Origin of the sequence: Bradyrhizobium tropiciagri, from assembly GCF_001189845.1 — a bacterium.
Taxonomy (GTDB): Bacteria; Pseudomonadota; Alphaproteobacteria; order Rhizobiales; family Xanthobacteraceae; genus Bradyrhizobium; species Bradyrhizobium tropiciagri.
In genome coordinates, this window is sequence record NZ_LFLZ01000035.1 from 37,013 (window position 1) to 53,825 (window position 16,813).

At 61.6% G+C, this 16,813-nt stretch carries 17 protein-coding genes and 2 pseudogenes; 10 read left to right on the forward strand and 9 right to left on the reverse strand.

Translation table 11 applies throughout. The annotated features are described in order from the left end of the window. Positions 1-261 precede the first annotated feature (261 nt). Complete coding sequence (locus AKN84_RS25460) at positions 262-1,455, reverse strand: DUF3182 family protein (RefSeq protein ID WP_050423330.1); 1,194 nt, start codon at positions 1,453-1,455, stop codon at positions 262-264. A gap of 148 nt (positions 1,456-1,603) precedes the next feature. On the opposite strand from AKN84_RS25460, the gene AKN84_RS25465 reads away from it, so the two are divergent. Together AKN84_RS25465 and AKN84_RS25470 are read left to right on the forward strand one after the other, a co-directional pair. Further along, on the forward strand, positions 1,604-2,200 hold the full coding sequence (locus tag AKN84_RS25465) for an ABC transporter ATP-binding protein (RefSeq protein WP_050423331.1): 597 nt from the start codon (positions 1,604-1,606) through the stop codon (positions 2,198-2,200). Beyond that, positions 2,197-3,003 carry an ABC transporter permease gene (locus AKN84_RS25470; protein ID WP_050423332.1) on the forward strand — a complete coding sequence of 269 codons (807 nt, stop codon included), beginning with the start codon at positions 2,197-2,199 and terminating at the stop codon, positions 3,001-3,003. The genes AKN84_RS25465 and AKN84_RS25470 overlap by 4 nt, the downstream gene beginning before the upstream one ends. Positions 3,004-3,152: 149 nt before the next feature. Here AKN84_RS25470 and AKN84_RS25475 read toward each other — a convergent pair whose 3' ends face one another. Beyond that, the gene (locus AKN84_RS25475) at positions 3,153-3,740 is read right to left on the reverse strand and encodes a QcrA and Rieske domain-containing protein (protein ID WP_050423379.1); all 588 of its coding nucleotides are present in this window, start codon (positions 3,738-3,740) and stop codon (positions 3,153-3,155) included. Between the two features lie 1,220 nt (positions 3,741-4,960). Between AKN84_RS25475 and AKN84_RS49295 the strand changes: the two are divergent. The 4 genes and pseudogenes from AKN84_RS49295 to AKN84_RS46005 all read left to right on the forward strand — a co-directional run. Next, positions 4,961-5,071, forward strand: a pseudogene (locus AKN84_RS49295) (carbonate dehydratase); the annotation flags it as partial. Between the two features lie 90 nt (positions 5,072-5,161). Further along, on the forward strand, positions 5,162-5,539 hold the full coding sequence (locus tag AKN84_RS25485; RefSeq protein ID WP_050423333.1) for a SpoIIAA family protein: 378 nt from the start codon (positions 5,162-5,164) through the stop codon (positions 5,537-5,539). 119 nt (positions 5,540-5,658) lie between these two features. Beyond that, positions 5,659-6,078: a hypothetical protein gene (locus tag AKN84_RS46000; RefSeq protein WP_128971143.1), complete on the forward strand. Its 420-nt coding sequence runs from the start codon at positions 5,659-5,661 to the stop codon at positions 6,076-6,078. A 20-nt stretch (positions 6,079-6,098) separates the two neighbouring features. After that, on the forward strand, positions 6,099-6,305 hold the full coding sequence (locus AKN84_RS46005; protein WP_128971144.1) for a hypothetical protein: 207 nt from the start codon (positions 6,099-6,101) through the stop codon (positions 6,303-6,305). An 89-nt stretch (positions 6,306-6,394) separates the two neighbouring features. Here the strand turns inward: AKN84_RS46005 and AKN84_RS25495 are convergent, their stop codons facing one another. Both AKN84_RS25495 and AKN84_RS25500 read right to left on the reverse strand, forming a co-directional pair. Beyond that, a complete protein-coding gene (locus AKN84_RS25495; RefSeq protein ID WP_050423335.1) occupies positions 6,395-7,222 on the reverse strand; it encodes a bestrophin-like domain in 828 nt (275 codons plus the stop codon). 185 nt (positions 7,223-7,407) lie between these two features. Beyond that, on the reverse strand, positions 7,408-7,941 hold the full coding sequence (locus tag AKN84_RS25500; RefSeq protein ID WP_050423336.1) for a GNAT family N-acetyltransferase: 534 nt from the start codon (positions 7,939-7,941) through the stop codon (positions 7,408-7,410). A 126-nt stretch (positions 7,942-8,067) separates the two neighbouring features. Between AKN84_RS25500 and AKN84_RS25505 the strand changes: the two are divergent. The 4 genes and pseudogenes from AKN84_RS25505 (at position 8,068) to fabI (ending at position 13,297) form a co-directional block, all read left to right on the forward strand. Beyond that, positions 8,068-10,294, forward strand: a pseudogene (locus tag AKN84_RS25505) (DUF3141 domain-containing protein). Between the two features lie 41 nt (positions 10,295-10,335). Continuing rightward, the gene (locus tag AKN84_RS25510; RefSeq protein ID WP_050423380.1) at positions 10,336-11,292 is read left to right on the forward strand and encodes a phosphate acetyltransferase; all 957 of its coding nucleotides are present in this window, start codon (positions 10,336-10,338) and stop codon (positions 11,290-11,292) included. Positions 11,293-11,297: 5 nt separating this feature from the next. Continuing rightward, positions 11,298-12,512, forward strand: coding sequence for an acetate/propionate family kinase (locus tag AKN84_RS25515; RefSeq protein ID WP_050423337.1), 1,215 nt, complete (start codon positions 11,298-11,300; stop codon positions 12,510-12,512). Next, entirely contained in the window at positions 12,509-13,297 is a 789-nt protein-coding gene (fabI, locus tag AKN84_RS25520) for an enoyl-ACP reductase FabI (RefSeq protein WP_050423338.1), read from the forward strand. Before AKN84_RS25515 ends, fabI begins: the two co-directional genes overlap by 4 nt. Positions 13,298-13,319: 22 nt before the next feature. Here the strand turns inward: fabI and AKN84_RS25525 are convergent, their stop codons facing one another. From AKN84_RS25525 to AKN84_RS25545, 5 genes are all read right to left on the reverse strand, one after another. Continuing rightward, on the reverse strand, positions 13,320-13,778 hold the full coding sequence (locus AKN84_RS25525; protein WP_050423339.1) for a MaoC family dehydratase: 459 nt from the start codon (positions 13,776-13,778) through the stop codon (positions 13,320-13,322). A 13-nt stretch (positions 13,779-13,791) separates the two neighbouring features. Next, complete coding sequence (locus AKN84_RS25530) at positions 13,792-14,442, reverse strand: 3-oxoacid CoA-transferase subunit B (RefSeq protein ID WP_050423340.1); 651 nt, start codon at positions 14,440-14,442, stop codon at positions 13,792-13,794. Between the two features lie 3 nt (positions 14,443-14,445). Next, on the reverse strand, positions 14,446-15,093 hold the full coding sequence (locus AKN84_RS25535; protein ID WP_050423341.1) for a CoA transferase subunit A: 648 nt from the start codon (positions 15,091-15,093) through the stop codon (positions 14,446-14,448). Positions 15,094-15,180: 87 nt separating this feature from the next. Further along, the gene (locus AKN84_RS25540) at positions 15,181-15,783 is read right to left on the reverse strand and encodes a hypothetical protein (protein WP_050423342.1); all 603 of its coding nucleotides are present in this window, start codon (positions 15,781-15,783) and stop codon (positions 15,181-15,183) included. Beyond that, the gene (locus tag AKN84_RS25545) at positions 15,780-16,706 is read right to left on the reverse strand and encodes an alpha/beta fold hydrolase (RefSeq protein ID WP_050423343.1); all 927 of its coding nucleotides are present in this window, start codon (positions 16,704-16,706) and stop codon (positions 15,780-15,782) included. The genes AKN84_RS25540 and AKN84_RS25545 overlap by 4 nt, the downstream gene beginning before the upstream one ends. Positions 16,707-16,813: the final 107 nt, after the last annotated feature.

Genomic DNA, 16,813 nt, shown 5'->3' on the forward strand with positions numbered 1-16,813 from the left:
AGAGGCTGACGAAGTCGATGACGGGAGAGGAGAGTAAGATAATTCAGGGTAGGGGGTCACGCCTGGCCCGAGCAGATCGCCGAAGTAGTCCGGGTACATTTTTGGAGGCCCTCAGTCCGCGTCTTTCATGGTTCGCCAGGAAAGTATCCGCGGTATCCGCGCTTGGACGAAAGCTCGTCCGGCCGGGAAAATGCGGGTCCCCGTAACCTGCGGGGTGTTGCAGGCGGGCATTGGTCCCAGGCAAGCGCGAGCTGTCCACACTTATGCGACGTGGCGCAGCGCGCGCGTGACCATCGTGTATCTGAGCAATGGCCCTTCCTCCGGATCATCACCTTCGAAATGGATCACCGCGCCGGGCGGCGGTTTGCACAGCCTGCCAAAGCGTTTCACGGAAGTGGCTTCGACAACTTGCAAGGCGGAATCCTGGGCGAAGGCAGTCAGTGCCGCCAGTTCGGCAGTGCTTGCACCGCCCGAGCGCCAGGAAGCCTCTAATACCCCTGACCGCCATTGCCCGCGCGTATCGAGCCCTTGGCCTACGTCATAGTTGCGGCGTGACGCGAGGAAGCCGGGAAAATGTACGCTACTGCGGTCATAAGTGCGAGCCTGCGCCACGGCGAGACGTGTCTGCGGATCCATCGGCAGATCTTCCAGTTCTGCCCAGCCGCCGCGCACGCAAACCAAATGCGAGCCGCCATAGACCGAAAGTCCGTGATTGTTCGTAACCGACCGTTGCGTGCCGTGGTAGGCGATTGCTCGATCGCCAACCATTGTGCAACCAACGCTTCGCGTCGTCACAGGGCGCAAGTTCGCTTCGAGCACCAGGCCATGGCACACGATCTTCTCGCTCGGACAAGTCTCGAGAAAAGCGCTGAGCTCAGCAATCGTGCTCACAACAGTTTGCCCATGGCCGCCATCTCCGAGCGGCTCCTTTACGCGGATTGCCCCATATGACAGCAAGCGCGTGGCAGCCGTCAGTGCGTCATCAGCACTGAATGTGGTGTAGCCCGGCAGGACCGCGTTGCTCACGTTTTCCGCGAACGTCGCTGACCAGCCGCGCGGTTGTGCTGCGTGCGCGCTTATCAGCCAGTGCGTGATGGCTTTCGTTTTCGCGAATGGATAAGGCACCACCGCGCCGTATAGCTGGCAGGGAGACTGGATGCCGAGGCTCCGTGCCTCATCGAGCAGGAGCGTGTCGTCCGGGACGAAGAAGATATCTCCGGTCGAATGTTTGTTAGCATCGAAGATGCCGGCATATCGATAGCCGCTAAGCCGAGCGATGCTTTCGGCGACCGCGGACAGCGTGACCTTCTCGTGGGCATACATCGGCGCGCCTGCCCGGGAGAAATAGACGGCAACCGCAGTGATTGTCGGCGGATCGGATGCGATCTGACGGGTGGCGGCCGGCCATGATCGTCGAATGGGTTCAAAGACGGGGGAAAGCTTGGTGCTGTCCATGCGCAACCATCCCGATAGATCGAGGAGTGGCCAGTGCTTGGACGGAACACCCGTCTGACGGGGAGACGGCGCGCCCCCGTGCGGTTAAGCTAGTGCGCGGCCTTCTCTACCGCAAGGCGGCGCCTGTTCTGAAAGGTTGCACCCGGTCATGCTTACGGTCGGCGCGCTGACACGCTTGCACATTTCCGTTTCGTTCGAACTGAACGACGGCGAATGCATCGCCCTGCAGGGACCGTCCGGTGCGGGCAAAAGCCTGCTACTTCGCGCGATCGCTGATCTCGACCCGAACGAGGGAGCAATCAAACTGGATGGAACACTCAGGGAGGCCGTGCCGGCGCCGCTTTGGCGGAAGCAGGTGACCTACGTTGCCGCTGAACCGGGTTGGTGGGCTGACACGGTCCAGGAGCATTTTGCCGGCTGGAATGATGCCATCCCGCTAGTGGCGCGATTGGGATTGTCGCCCGACTGCGGAACCTGGCAGATCCAAAGACTCTCCACCGGGGAGAAGCAACGGCTCGGCCTTGCGCGGGCGCTGATGCTCCAGTCGCGTGTGCTTTTGCTGGACGAGCCAACGGCGGCGCTGGACGCGACGTCTACCGCGATCGTCGAGTCGATCGTCGCGGAGCGCATCTCGAACGGGACAGGCGTCATATGGAGTACTCACGATAGCGCCCAGGCTCAGCGCGTCGGATCGCGGCTGTTTGTGATGGACGCCGGCGGTTGCATCGAGGAACATCAGCTTTGACCTACATCCAACTGGCTTACAGCGACCTTATCCTGCCTGCGTGCCTTGTTGTCATGGATGGTGCTCTGTCGCTCGTGCTTCACCTCAAGCTTGAGCGACAACTCGCCATCGCGACGGTGCGAATGGTGGTTCAGCTGGTGTTGGTCGGATACGTGCTGACATTTCTGTTTGCTGCCGTTTCGCCGTTCTGGACGGCCCTCGCAGCCTTCATCATGGTGATCTTCGCATCGCGGGAAATCATGGTCCGTCAGAAGCGGCGGCTGCGGGGCCTTTGGACTTACGGCTTGGGCGCGGGATGCACCTTGCTGGCTGCTGGTACCGTCACCATGTTTTCGCTTCTAACGCAGCTGCACCCCGAGCCATGGTATCATCCGCGCTATGCGCTGCCCCTGTTGGGTATGATCCTGGGCAACACCATGACAGGGATAAGCCTGGGCCTGGACGTGCTCACCAACGGTCTGGTGCGGGAGCGGGCCGCGGTGGAGGCCTGCCTTGCGTTGGGAGGTACTCGGTATCAGGCGCTACTACCGGTCCTGCGAGATGCGTTGCGAAGCGGGTTCATGCCGACGATTAATGGCATGGCGGCGATTGGTCTCGTTTCTTTGCCAGGAATGATGACCGGCCAAATCCTTGCCGGCGTCGAACCGATCGACGCCGTGAAATATCAGCTCTTGATCATGTTCCTGATCGCGGGCGGAACGGGATTGGGCACGTTGGCCGCCGTCATGGGAGGCGGGCGACTGCTTACCGATCATCGGCACCGGTTGCGCTTGGATCGGATTGCCTCTGATCCGCCGGGGTAAGGGTTACTTTCTCTCATCCGGGCATGCTTGCGAGCTTCGTGCTTCAGCTCCCTGCGTGGGACGACGCGAAGGAAATAGTAGCTCGCGCGGAGCTGAAAACGAGGTTGTTGGCACGAACCACCTTGGCGAAACAAACCGAGAGGTGATCGTCATCCTGCCTGCTGACCGCCTACCTTTCCGACGAACGTGCCGGCCACTGTAAGCGAACCATCGATGATCGCGAGCGGAAGCGCCGCCAAGCGGCGGGGTGCCGGTCCGAACACGACCTGCGCGCTTTCTCGGGGATTGAATTCGGAGTTGTGACATGGACATTTCAGAATGTTCTTGTCGCCTTCTGCTGCCTTCACCCACTCGGAGACGGGACATCCGGCGTGAGTGCAAACCAGCGAATACGCGACAATGCCGTCGGCCGAACGCGTTCGAGTCCCTTCGTCAAGCTCGCCCGGATCAAGTTTTAACAGGACGATCTCATTGAGCCGCGAGCCCTTGCGGATCACCGACGATTTCGGGTCCTTCGGCCACGCGTGCACGGGTCGCCCGCCGAGCGTGAGATCACTCGGTTTGATGATTTCGTCCGCATGTTCTCCTTCGGAGTGGACGAGAAAATCACCCTTTTGTGGTCGCTCGTCACTGCCCGGTTGATCTTCCTGAGCGTCAACGGACTTGGCAACCAGACTTGTTCCAGCGACCAGAGCCGTCAGCAACAGGGTGCGTCGCACCGGGTCCTGACATGTCATCGTGGCCTCCGTTCGACTGAACTTGAAACGCCTGGTTGGACCCACTCGTCGGACAAGTTGAGCGCTGTGACTCAGCCAAAATGAAGGCGACGAACGACCGCCAAGCGAACCAACATGTCAAAGCGGATGCAAAAATTGCAGCGTCACGATGCTTGATCAGGATCGAGGGATCCAAACCAGACGCCTCCAACTTTGTGCCTCGGTTGGCAGGCCAACTATGCTCTCACTCCAATGCGGTTCGCCGCCAAGGCATCAGTGCGCGGTGACAGGTTTTTGATCCAGATTGCTTACTCGCGCAAACCAAACGGACTGGTGGTCTCGTCTGGATGCGGCCATCGCCTTGCGACACAAAGAGAGATGGCGCACCCGACACGATTCGAACGTGTGACCTTTGCCTTCGGAGGGCAACAGTCATCCCATGCGGCCAGCCGCGAAATAATCTTTCGGCCAACCACACAGTCCGGAAGCGAAACGCCTGTCCCAAAGGGGCCGCTTAAACGTCGTTTGCGTGATAGTCGGCCAAAAGCCCGGCTCGGCCTCGCCAGTTAGGCTGCCCTCTCCGGTAGGAAAACAGGGCTCCTGCAACAACGGTGTAGCGTACCTCCACCACCATGCCACGCAATCACGCTACCATACTAAGGACAAACAGCGGTTCCTCGTGTCGGTGGTTGCGTATGTTTCCCTCCCTGGGCACCAAAACTACGCTTTTGTGCGCCAGACTACGATTTTGCGCGATAGCGTCGATAAGCGCCTGGCAGAGGATCAATTTGTGCACGTAGGAGTAGCGCTCGGGGCCAGCCTACGGCGAAAAATTCTGCGGACTATAGTGACGACAAAAAACATTTTCGGGGGTTCGATTCGCTCCCCCGCTAGCAAGCGTGACCCACTACTATCGAAAGTGGGTTTCGCGCTGTAGCGGTCTCCTGACACGAACCCCCGCCGCTTGCAGGCTAGCTCCTTGAACTAGGAGTGGACCCCGACAGCCCGCGAGGACCCCAGTAAGAGAAAGGCGGGAGCCCGCTATCACGCTGCAACCTTTCCCAGCTTTTGGGCCGGCAGGGCCTCAACGTGCCGTACCCAGCGTTGAAGTGCCTCGCGCATCTCGGTCGCATACCGAGCGCGGTTATATGCAGCGGCCAGCGATTGCCCAATCCGGCCGCCCCAGACTGTACACATCATTGCCGTGCCGGTGTTCGCTTGGTTGATGGAAGTGGAACTGTGTCGAGGCGGCGGAGGCTGATATTGCCCGCTTCGCCAAGCTCTACCCGATGAATGCTCGTCCGGTTCAAAAGCTCGATCGGCGCTTCATCCTCACTTCCGGCACACGGTGAGGCATCAGGTGTCCCACCGGGCATTCCCTGATGGAACTGGGTCGAAGGTAATGACCCACGTCGCTTGGAGGCAATCTGATCGAGCTTGAATTGCTGCGGGACCGAGCCATCCTCATTGTGTCCCCCAATGGGCCGCTTGCGGAAGCCGGCTTTGCGAAGCTCGCTCAAGAGGTCGATCCGTTCATTGCCTCGAATGGAAAACTGACCGGCCTGATGGTCTGCGTGGAAGGCTTTCCCGGTTGGGACAGCTTCCGCGCAATGATATCGCATGTTGAGTTCATCCGGGATCATCACCGCAAGATTGACCGCATTGCTGCGGTGACCGATAGCGAGGCGCTGAAAGCCATGACGGAGGTGTCGAAGGGCTTCGTGTCACCACAGATTCGGCAGTTTCCCTCCGATCAGAGGAACGAGGCGCTGGCGTGGCTGGAGACAGGCGATGCGTCGTTAGACCAGCCGCAGTCATGAACCTTTGATTTAGGTCAAATCCGAACTCGCGCAGAGGCCAAGGCTTCGGTCGGGTGGCCCGTCTATTGGTGCGGCATCGCCTAACCAATGCACGGACACCCTAACTCAGGAGGAACGCCATGCTTCGATGCGTTCTCGCTGCTCTGGCAGCGCTCGTTCTTATCACTGTGAGCTTCATTCCCGATGACGCCTTCGCTCGCCGCGGCGGTGGTGGAGGATTCCGTGGCGGCGGCGGATTTCACGGCGGGGGCATGCGCGCCGGAGGTTTCCACGGCGGCGGCATGCGCGCCGCCCACGTGCACGGTGGCGGATATCGCGTTGCCGGAGGCCGATATGGCGTCGCTGGCCGCGGTTATGGATATCGTCCCATACCGGGTCGCCCGGTAGCGCGTGCGGCAGTCCGCAGAGGGGTTTACCGCGGAGCAGCCTATGGCGCGGCGGCAGCCGGAGCCTACGGCTACTATGGCGGCTACTACAACAGCGGCTGCTATCGAGACGCCAACGGCTATCGGGTCTGCCCGCAGCAGTATCCGTATTGACGCGGGCGGCGAGCGGACCGGTGGACCGTCGTTACAGTCGCCCGCTCTCCGATCCGCCGCTCTTTCTCGGTGTGGGCCACACCTATCGGGACAAAAGCCACTCCAGACATTTCGATCTTAGCGGCGGAAGCAGCCACCTGTGGACGATTGACTTGGTCACGGTGACAGCCGAGGCCGTGCTTGCGGTGGGCCTCGCCGGCGCCCTCGTGGCGCTGTGGGTCCACTAGCGGAGCGCGTCTATCCTCGGAGCCCGCATGGCCATAGGCGATCGGTCCTCGGCCTCGTCGGTTTGCTCGGTCAAACCAACGACGCGCAATTATTGATCGCCCGTGCTCTCGGCCGGAACCGGGCGCATTTGCTCGTAGGCGTCGCCGAGAAAGTGGTCGAAACTCTCGATTCGGATGAGACCCAGCCGGGGATATTCCATATCGGTGACAGTGTAGAGTGCGACGGCCAGCGTGCCGGCGAAAATCGTCATGTGAATCCAGCTGCGCCCCGCGCCCGCTGCCATCCCAAAACCTGCGAGGAGGGAACAGGCCAGACCAAGCCCAAACAACATGAAGAAGATGATCTGCGGCGGATGCTTTTCCGCTGCGCCGGCGCGCTGACGGGCGACCTCGAAGAGGCTGTTCAGCGCGGGAAGCGACAACCCGCATGCGGGACGGTAGTTCGGTTGCGGGCAGGCCGCCACCGCCGCGTTCCATAGCTGGTTCTTGAGTTCGACGAGCCTGCTTTCCTGCTGGTCGGAAAAATCCTCGGCTCGTTGCAGCAGCAGGAAATCATGCGGCATTCGATAGAGATCGATGCGGGCACGAAGATACTCCTTGAGAAGGCTCTGCAGGTTGCGCGCATCGTCGCCGCCGAAAAGGGCAAGCCTGTCATATGCCGTGGTGGCCGCCGTCGCTTCCTGAATGACCAGTTGTCGCCGGTCGTCGAACCGCTGTAACGCTCCGGAGATGGTGAAAGCCAACAGCAAACCCATCAGGCCGAATATCGCGCCTTCTACGGTTGCCAATCCTCCCACGTCGTCAACGCCGTTTTGCTTGCGATAGCGCGAGCCGAGGTGTCGTCCTAACCGGAGCGCAAGGAGCGCGCCGACGAAAAACAGGGCGGCAATGGCTACGGCGAACAGCAGGAAGACCATGGCCGATCCACATCGAAAGCGAAGCGACAGCGGTTGCGAAATCGATTGTCGCCGGGAATGCCTTCGGAGAGCGGGGGATTGGCGCTCAACCAGTCAAACAGTCGCCTTGCCTTTGCGCAAGCCCTTGACATAGGTCAAGCCGCGTCAGCGGAACCGACCACGTTGTTGAGCCGCGCGAAAGGGAGCTAGGCGTTTGGTCTCGCCAACTTTAGCGCCAAACGAACGGTTTGCGGGTCGTGCCGCGTGATGGGCACGAAGCCGGCCTTGCTGAAGACCTTCAGCATCGCCGCGTTCTCCGGCAGAACGTCCGCAACGAGTTCCTCGAGGCCGGCCTGCCGTGCGATCCTGGCCAGGTGGCCCATCAATAAAGAGCCGATGCCGCGACCTTGCCATGCATCAACCACGACGAATGCCATTTCGGCGCGTCCCGCTTCAAAGACGACATAGCGCCCGCCGCCGACGATCACGGGGCGACTATGCTCCGTCACTACCGCGACAAGCGCGACATGTTGCTTGAAGTCGACGTTCATGAAGAACGTGCGCTCTTTCTCGGAAAAGTCCCGCTTTGCCACAAAAAATCGTCGATACCGCGACTCCAGGCTGGTGCGCTCGACCGCGGCCAGCATGTCGGCCTCATCTTCTGGCCGAAGCGCCCGGATGTTCACGACTGTACCGTCGCGGAGCGGTTCCGTTTCAGCGTAGTGGGCGGCATTTGGCATGCGCAGCGTTTCTCGTGTTGGCTGATCAGCGTCATGTCGCGTTGCCATTGATCATCAGCGCTTGACTTAGATCAAAGCCCGTTCTCGCGGTGCACATTCAATGGCTCCCGACGCGGAAATCGGAGCATGGCGATGGACAGGACAACGCTGTCGGGCGATCCGGTATCGGGACTGGTGGCGTCCGCCGTGGAATACATGACGGATGCCGGCCAGCGGAGCGTGCTGTTTCTCGACATTCTACGCCAGCGCGGCGACCAATATCGTGAGCATGTGGCGCAAACTGCTCCGCACGTCCTGAGTTATGCTGCCGAACTGATCATGGACGGCCGCAAGCTCGATGATCCCGTCAACTACGCGCTGGTGCGGATTATCCCTCCCAAGGGCGTCGAGATCGATCTGAAGCGACGACCGTTCGTCGTCGTCGATCCGCGCGCCGGCCACGGTCCCGGTATCGGCGGCTTCAAGGCGGATAGTGAGATCGGCGTCGCCATGAAGGCCGGTCATCCCTGCTACTTCATCGGCTTCTTGCCGGAGCCAGTGGCGGGCCAGACCATCGAGCGCATTGCACGGGCAGAAGCGCTATTCCTCGAAAAGGTCATTGGCCTTCATCCGGATGCAAATGGCAAACCCTGTGTCATCGGAAACTGTCAGGCCGGTTGGGCGGTGATGATCCTCGCGTCATTGCGGCCCGAGCTGTTTGGTCCCGTGATTGTGGCGGGAGCGCCGCTGGCCTATTGGGCTGGCGTGCACGGCAAATACCCGATGCGATATTCGGGCGGTCTGCTGGGTGGGAGCTGGCTGACGGCGCTCGCCAGCGATCTCGGCGGTGGCAAATTCGATGGAGCCTGGCTCGTGCAGAACTTCGAGAGTCAGAATCCGTCCAATACGCTATGGTCCAAGCAATACAATGTCTTCTCCAAGGTCGATACGGAAGCGAGCCGGTACCTCGAGTTCGAGCGTTGGTGGGGAGGCCACGTCAACCTCAACGCGGAGGAGATCCAGTTCATCGTCGACGAGCTGTTCATCGGTAACAATCTCGCCGCCGGTCGCATCAAGATGTCGGACGGTGAAACGGTTGATCTGCGCAACATCAGATCGCCAATCGTGTCTTCTGTTCCAAGGGCGACAACATCACTCCGCCGCAGCAGGCGCTGGACTGGATCCTCGACCTCTATGCCGATGTCGACGAGATCAGAGCCTACGGACAGACGATCGTCTATACGGTTCACGAAACTGTCGGCCACCTCGGCATCTTCGTGTCTGGCGGCGTGGCCAGGAAGGAACATGCCGAATTTTCCAGCAATATCGACCTGATCGACGTGCTGCCACCCGGCCTCTATGAAGCGACGTTTGAGGCCAAGGACGCCGGGACGGCAAATGCAGACCTCGCTTCGGGGCAATGGGTGATGCGCTGCGAGGCACGCACCCTTGATGACATCAGGGCGATGGGAGGCAACTCGCCGGACGATGAGCGGCGGTTCGAAGCTGCAAAGCGGGTCTCCGAGATCAATCTTGCCGCCTACCGCAAGTTCGTGCAGCCCCTGATCAAGCGCATGGTGACGCCTGAACTGGCTGACTGGATGCGGAATGTCCATCCGCTACGGGCGCAGTACGAGGCATTCAGCAGCCAGAATCCGTTCATGACTGCGGTCAAGGCGGCCGCCGAGCACGTAAAGGAACAGCGCAAGCCCGTCAGTTCGGACAATCCGTTCCTTGCGTTCCAGGAGAGCATCTCGAAGCAGATCGTCCACGCGCTCGACAGCTGGCGCGATTCTCAGGAAGCGCTCAGCGAGGCGGTCTTCCTTGCCGTCTATGGCTCGCCTACCTTGCAGGCCGCGGTCGGTGTCGATCCGCAATCGACGCCGTCGCGAAGACAGGAGATGTCAGCCGAACATCGAGGACGGCTGCAGGCGAGGACCGCGGAGCTGACGTCGCGGGTCGGTGAGGGGGGCTTCGCGAGGCGGCGATCCGCGCGCTTCTCTATGTCGGTTCGGCGCGCGGCATGGTGGACGAGCGCAGCCTGGAAGCGTTGCGCCAGGTCCGTCGCAACGTACCCGGCAAGCCTCTGACGCTTGCCGAATTCAAAATGCTGGTTCGCGAGCAATTCTTCATGCTTCTCCTGGATCGCGAAGCCGCGCTGGCCGCGATCCCGACACTGCTTCCAGACAATATGAACGACCGGCGGACGGCCTTCGCCGCGATACGCGATGTGCTGTCAGCCAGCGCCGCGATTTCGGGTGAGGTGGCTAGCCGATTGAACCGGATCGCCGAGCTGTTCGGTCTGGATGAGAGAGAGGCCGTGGAGAAAGCGTCGAATGTCGCCCCTTTCGACCCCAAGGCAAAGGCGTCGTGACCCGATCTGAGAGTATCCGGAGTGGTGGCACTATGAATGTCATGTCATCCGAGTCGAGCGGTACGGCTCACACCAAGTACGACCGACTGATCGCCGCAGCCAAGGCTGTTCCCCCGGTGCCTACCATTGTGGTTCACCCCTGCGACGAGACGTCGTTGCGCGGCGTCGTGGATAGTGCGCAGGCCGATATCATCAAGCCGCTCTTGGTCGGGCCTGAAGCGAAGATCAAGGCGACCGCGAGCAAGCATGGCCTCGACATCGCCGGCTTTGAGATCGTCGACGAGCCGCACAGCGAGGCCGCGGCTGCCAAGGGTGTCGAGTTGATCCATGCCGCCCGGGGCGAGATGTTGATGAAGGGCAGTCTGCACACCGACGAACTGATGCGGAGCGTCACGGCAAAATCGGTTGGGCTTCGAACCGATCGACGCATCAGCCACGTTTTCGTGATGGACGTGCCGGCCTATGCCGATACCCTGTTCATCACAGATGCCGCCATCAACATTTTCCCCGATCTGGATGGCAAGCGCGACATCATCCAGAACGCCATCGATCTCTACACCCAAGCCGGTTTTGGAACGCTGCCACGGGTCGCAATCCTGTCCGCGGTTGAGACCGTGACGTCCAAGATTCCATCGACCATCGAGGCGGCCGCTCTCTGCAAAATGGCCGACCGCGGTCAGATCACCGGCGGTGTGCTCGATGGTCCGCTCGCGTTCGACAATGCCATCGACGTGGAAGCGGCGCGGATCAAGGGCATAAAGTCCGAGGTCGCGGGAAGGGCGCAGATCCTGGTCGTTCCCGACCTCGAGGCCGGCAATATGCTGGCGAAGAATCTGGCTTACTTCGCCAAGGCCGATAGCGCCGGCATCGTGCTCGGGGCCCGGGTTCCGATCGTGCTGACGTCGCGCGCCGATTCACCGAGGGCCAGGATGGCGTCGTGCGCGGTCGCGGCGCTCTATGCCGACGCGCGCCGCCGGCGTGCTCCAGCCGTCGCGTGATCGCCATGGACACGATCCTCGTCGTCAATGCTGGTTCATCGAGCGTAAAATTTCAAATCTTTGCAGTCGACGGGGAGGCCAGGCTGCAACGCCAGATCAAGGGCCAGATGGATGGGATCGGCAGCCGTCCGCGGCTGCGAGCCGCCGCGACCAATGGGGATCCGCTGGCGGACCGAGCCTATCCGATCGAGCGCGTTCCGGACGTGACGGCAGCTCTCGAAGTTGCGGGTATCTGGCTGAAGGACGAGCTTCGCATCAATCCGATCGCGGTCGGACATCGCGTCGTTCATGGCGGTCCCGAGTACGACCGCCCGGTGCGGATCGATCATGGCATCGTGGCGCGCCTCGAGAAATTTGTGCCATTGGCGCCGCTCCACCAGCCCTACAATCTGGCTCCGATCCGATCACTGTTGGCAAATCGTCCGGATCTTCCGCAAGTGGCCTGCTTCGATACCGCATTCCACCGTACGCACGGTGCGTTGGCGGACCACTACGCGGTCCCGTTCCAGCTCTATGCCGAGGGCGTGCGGCGTTACGGATTTCACGGGCTCTCGTATGAGTACATTGCCAAAACCTTGAGGCAGGTGGCCCCCGAGGTTGCGAATGGCCGCGTCATCGTTGCACATCTCGGCAACGGCGCCTCGATGTGTGCGATAAAGGACGGGCGCAGCGTCGAAAGCACGATGGGGTTTACGGCGCTCGACGGCCTTCCGATGGGCACGCGGCCCGGACAGATCGATCCAGGCGTTGTGCTGTACCTCATCGCGGGAAAGGGTATGTCGGCCGCTGACGTGCAGACTTTTCTCTATCGCGATTGCGGACTGAAGGGGATGTCCGGCATCAGCAATGACATGCGGGAGTTGCTGGCGAGCGAGGATCCGCATGCGATCCTGGCGATCGAATATTTCGTCCATCGGATCGGCCTGCACGCCGGCATGCTCGCGGCGGCGCTTCAGGGCATTGACGCCTTCGTGTTCACAGCCGGCATTGGCGAGAACTCGGCCGGCATTCGTGCGCGGATCGGGGAGAAGCTGTCGTGGCTCGGCGTTGAGCTCGATGCAGCCGAGAACGCTCGCCATGCCAGATTGATATCGCGCCCTGGCAGCCGCATTCCCGTCTTTGTCGTGCCGACCGACGAGGAATTGATGATTGCTCAGCACACCGTGGTGCTGCTGATGAATGGTCAACCGTCCAGTCCAAACCGCGAGAGGGCATCATGATCCCCCAGTTTCCGGAAACCAAGGTCGCATTGAAGGGCAAGAAGGGCCTGATCGTGGGCATCGCCAATGATCAGTCGATTGCCTGGGGCTGCGCGAGGGCGTTTCGCGCGCTCGGCGCGGATCTGGCCGTGACCTATCTGAACGACCGCGCCAGAAAGCATGTCGAGCCACTCGCGCAGGCGCTGGAGGCCCCGATCTTCATGCCGCTGGACGTCATGGTGGAAGGGCAGATGGAACAGGTTTTCGAGCGGATCTCGAAGGAGTGGGGTCAGCTCGACTTCCTCCTCCATTCGATCGCGTTCGCGCCGAAGGAGGCCTTGCACGGACGTGTCGTCGACGTCGGCCGCGAGGGCTTTTTGAAGACGATGGAGGTCTCGTGCTGGTCGTTCATGCGCATGGCGCATCTGGCCGAGCCGCTGATGAAGAACGGCGGAACGATGTTCACCATGACTTACTACGGCAGCCAGATGGTGGTCGAGAATTACAATGTGATGGGGGTGGCCAAAGCTGCGCTTGAGGGCGCCGTCCGCTATATCGCCGCGGAACTGGGACCGAAAGGCATCCGCGTTCACGCGATCTCGCCGGGACCGCTCGCAACGCGGGCGGCGTCGGGCATCCCCGAATTCGATGAGCTCATGGACAGGGCCCAGTCCAAGGCGCCGGTGCGCAGCCTTGTCAGCATCGATGACGTTGGGAACGCGACGGCGTTCCTGGCGCTGGATGGCGCCAAGCTGATCACGGGGAGCGTCTTGTATATCGACGGCGGCTATCACATCATCGATTGACGGTCGTGGCGACCGGCCGGCGTCAGCGGTAGTGCAGCGCAATCAACTCCGCCACGCAGGCGGGGCGCGTGCCGCCTTCGATCTCGATGACGAGATGGTAGTTCACGCGCAGGCCGTCCGGCGGCATATCCTCTGCTTCCGCGACGGTGACGCGCCCGCGGAGCCTTGATCCGGCCGGCACCGGCGCCAAGTACCGAATTCGGTCGGCGCCGTAATTGAGGGTGTTTCGTAGGCCCTTGAGCCCGATCACGGATCGGATGAACATCGGCGCGAGGCTGAGGGAGAGCAGGCCATGCGCGATGGTTCTTCCTCCGGGAAGCTCTGCCTTGGCGCGCTCCTGATCGACGTGGATCCACTGTTCGTCGCATGTCGCGTCGGCAAACCGGTTGATGCGATCTTGCGTCACCTCGATCCAGTCGCTGACGCCGATCTCAGTCCCGATAGCAGATTTGATGTCATCGAAGTCGCTGAATATCCGCATGGCTCTGTCCTGATCAAAGCTTCATTTCGGGGACGGTACCCGGAATTGTCAGATCTGCCTCGGTGACCGCCATGACTTCGGCAACGCTGACGCCCGGAGCGGTCTCCATCAGGGTCGCCTTGCCGCCGGCGAAGCCAATCACCGCCAAATCAGTTACGACGAGGTCGACCGGACGCGTCGACGTCAGTGGCAGCGAGCATTTGGCGACGATCTTCGATTTGCCCTTGGCGGCATGCTGCATGGCGACGATGACCCGCCTGGCGCCGCTCACGAGGTCCATCGCTCCGCCCATGCCGGGCACCATCTTGCCAGGGATCATCCAGTTGGCGAGATGTCCGTCCGCATCGACCTGCAGGCCACCGAGCACCGTCACATCGACATGGCCGCCGCGGATCAGCCCAAATGACATTGCGCTGTCGAAGGTCGCGGCGCCCGGCAGCGCACTGATCGGACGTCCGCCAGCATCGGTCAGCAGGGGATGCGCCATGCCTTGCTCGGGGATCGGGCCGGTGCCGATCAATCCATTCTCCGACTGAAAGAACACCTTGAGATCGGCCGGAACATAGTTGGCGACCAGCGTCGGAATGCCGATACCCAGATTGACAAGGTCGCCGCTGTGAAGCTCTCGCGCGACGCGCCGGGCGATGATGATCTGCGGATCCATGGTTCACCCGTTCGCAATGAGGTAGTCGACAAGGGGCGCCGGCGTCACGACGTGGTCGGGTGCGATGACTCCGACAGGCACGATATGCTCGGCTGTCACAATGACCGTCTCGGCCGCCATGGCCATGACCGGGTTGAAATTGCGGGCGGTCAGCGCGTAGGTCAGATTGCCGAGATAGTCGGCGAGGAAGGCATGGACCAGTGCGAATTGCGCCCGCAGTGCGGTTTCCAGCAGGAATGATTTTCCATCCACTTCGATCAACCGTTTGCCGTCTGCGACCAGTGTGCCGACGCCGGTCGGCGTGAGCACGCCGCCCAGACCGCAACCGCCGGCGCGTATGCGCTCGACGAAGGTGCCCTGCGGAATGAGATCGACGGTGATCTGGTTGGCCAGCATTTGCTGCTGAGCTTTCGGATTGAGGCCGATATGCGTGGCGGTCAGGCGCGAGACAAGCGCAGCGTCGAACAACTTGCCGACTCCCTTGCCCGGCGTGGCCGCGTCATTGCTGATCAATGTCAGGCCGGTCTTCTGCTGGCGGACCACTTCGTCGAGCAGACGTTCCGGGGTGCCTACGCCCATGAAGCCGCCGACCATGATGCTGGCCCCGGACGGGATCATCGCAACGGCTTCCTCGACGGAAACTGGATTCATGATGGACACTCCGAACGACGTAGTGCAGGCCGATCAACCATTGACTCCGGTTTGCCGCCGACTCTTGATCTGCGTCAAAGCGTCCGGTCATCCCGCGTGCGGGCTGGCGATGCCTATGCCTTCGAGTGTTTCAGCCCACAGTCTGCGAACATCGGCGTGGCGCCTCTCGAGAGCCGAGCTGATTGCCGGACGGAACGGTGCCAGTTGCGGTCCCTTCAGAAAGACGATTTGGGCCTGCAGAAGCCGGCCGCTTTCAAATTCGACGCGGCGAAGGGCCGTGACGAAGGCATCATGAGCGTTTGCCTCGACTGGAAGCAGGGCCGCGGGCCGCACGCCGGCGTGCACGGCATGTGCGAGAGTGGCAAGGTCTGCCGGCAGTGCCAGCGACCGATCCGTGATCCCGTCGACAGCCGCCGGGAGCCAGGCCATTTCCCAAAGCGCGGTCAGGTAACCCAGCGCGGCATCCGGTACCCATGACGTGGTGCGCTGCAGCAGCGATACGAATTCGGCCTCCCGATAAAGCTGCGCGTTCAGCTCGGTTTGCCAGGCGGCCTCCAGCCTGATCGGCAATGCCAGCGCATACTGCCGTGCCAGGGCTCCATGGGCCGAGATCAGGAATGCGGCCACGCGCGTCTGCTGCTGCGGCGGCACGCGGCCGTCGGACGTAAGTGGTCCGAGGAATTCGCTCATGGTGCCACTCTCGGGGTGGGGATGGCACGCAAATGATCGTATCCGTGAGGAAACGCCGTCAGCGCGCCGCCCGGTTCTTCGGGCGCGATCCAGACTGACTGGTTGCCGTGCCAACGGCCTGCCAGCACGTCCTCCGCAAAACACGCGAGCAGGTCCGCCGTGAGGGCGGATTTCTCAAGGGTGAACGCGTGATAGCCCCTGGGAATGATGACCAGCGAACTATTCGGGATCTGGACGCGGAGCGTTTCGTGCAGGGCGCGCGGCGTCAAGAAGTCGAACTCGCCGTTCAGGATCATCGTCGGAACCTTGATCGCGCCCAGATGTGGTGTCAGCGGGCGAAAGTCGAGGAAGGATTCCATCAGGTTCTGCAGGGCATAGAGGTCGTTGACGAGCCATCCCTGCCGTTTCACCTGGTCGAGCTTTTCGAGCAGCGGCTCGAGCCACGCATCGGAAAGGTTCATGGGCAGGAGCAAATCCTGCAGATAGCTGGTACCGCCCAGGACCAGGCCCGTTCGCATGGCGTTGCCGAGCAGAAGAAGCTGGGGAGAGAGCTCGGCAAAGCAGCTAATCGGTACGAGGCCAGCGAGCCGCCCGCTGTGGGCGATCGCGTAGCGTAGCGCGATCAAGCCACCGAAGCTGATCCCGCTCAGGAAGATCGGTCCATCGCCGAGCTTGTCGATGAGCAGGCCCAGCGCCGCGACCTGGTCGTCCTGGCTGATGAAGAGCGCGGGCTTGTCCGAAGCGCCCTGGCCAAGCAGGTCGAATGTAGCGACACGAAAGCGTCGCGCAGTCAGTGTGTCCCGGTAGACGCTCCACAGCTCGGCATATTGCGTCAATCCGTTGACGAGCACATAGGCGGGAGCGTCGGCGGGCCCGTCGAGCTCATAGCGGATCCGATATGAGCCGTGAGCGAGGAAGGGCATTGCGGCAACCCGGCGGGCGAACGGTTGAGCTGCCGCGATCCTCGACGTCCGCAACCCGAACACCTTGAGCTAGATCAAAGTCCCTCGAGTTGGCCTGCCTAGCCTTC

Bases quoted from the DNA above. Each gene is read 5' to 3' on its own strand.
- AKN84_RS25525 (WP_050423339.1), bottom strand. From the start codon at position 13,778: ATGCGGATATTCAGCGACTTCGATGACATCAAATCTGCTATCGGGACT.
- AKN84_RS25495 (WP_050423335.1), bottom strand. From the start codon at position 7,222: ATGGTCTTCCTGCTGTTCGCCGTAGCCATTGCCGCCCTGTTTTTCGTC.
- AKN84_RS46000 (WP_128971143.1), top strand. From the start codon at position 5,659: ATGCTTCGATGCGTTCTCGCTGCTCTGGCAGCGCTCGTTCTTATCACT.
- AKN84_RS25500 (WP_050423336.1), bottom strand. From the start codon at position 7,941: ATGCCAAATGCCGCCCACTACGCTGAAACGGAACCGCTCCGCGACGGT.
- AKN84_RS25465 (WP_050423331.1), top strand. From the start codon at position 1,604: ATGCTTACGGTCGGCGCGCTGACACGCTTGCACATTTCCGTTTCGTTC.
- AKN84_RS25545 (WP_050423343.1), bottom strand. From the start codon at position 16,706: ATGCCCTTCCTCGCTCACGGCTCATATCGGATCCGCTATGAGCTCGAC.
- fabI (WP_050423338.1), top strand. From the start codon at position 12,509: ATGATCCCCCAGTTTCCGGAAACCAAGGTCGCATTGAAGGGCAAGAAG.
- AKN84_RS25460 (WP_050423330.1), bottom strand. From the start codon at position 1,455: ATGGACAGCACCAAGCTTTCCCCCGTCTTTGAACCCATTCGACGATCA.
- AKN84_RS25530 (WP_050423340.1), bottom strand. From the start codon at position 14,442: ATGGATCCGCAGATCATCATCGCCCGGCGCGTCGCGCGAGAGCTTCAC.
- AKN84_RS25510 (WP_050423380.1), top strand. From the start codon at position 10,336: ATGTCATCCGAGTCGAGCGGTACGGCTCACACCAAGTACGACCGACTG.
- AKN84_RS25535 (WP_050423341.1), bottom strand. From the start codon at position 15,093: ATGAATCCAGTTTCCGTCGAGGAAGCCGTTGCGATGATCCCGTCCGGG.
- AKN84_RS25515 (WP_050423337.1), top strand. From the start codon at position 11,298: ATGGACACGATCCTCGTCGTCAATGCTGGTTCATCGAGCGTAAAATTT.
- AKN84_RS25475 (WP_050423379.1), bottom strand. From the start codon at position 3,740: ATGACATGTCAGGACCCGGTGCGACGCACCCTGTTGCTGACGGCTCTG.
- AKN84_RS25540 (WP_050423342.1), bottom strand. From the start codon at position 15,783: ATGAGCGAATTCCTCGGACCACTTACGTCCGACGGCCGCGTGCCGCCG.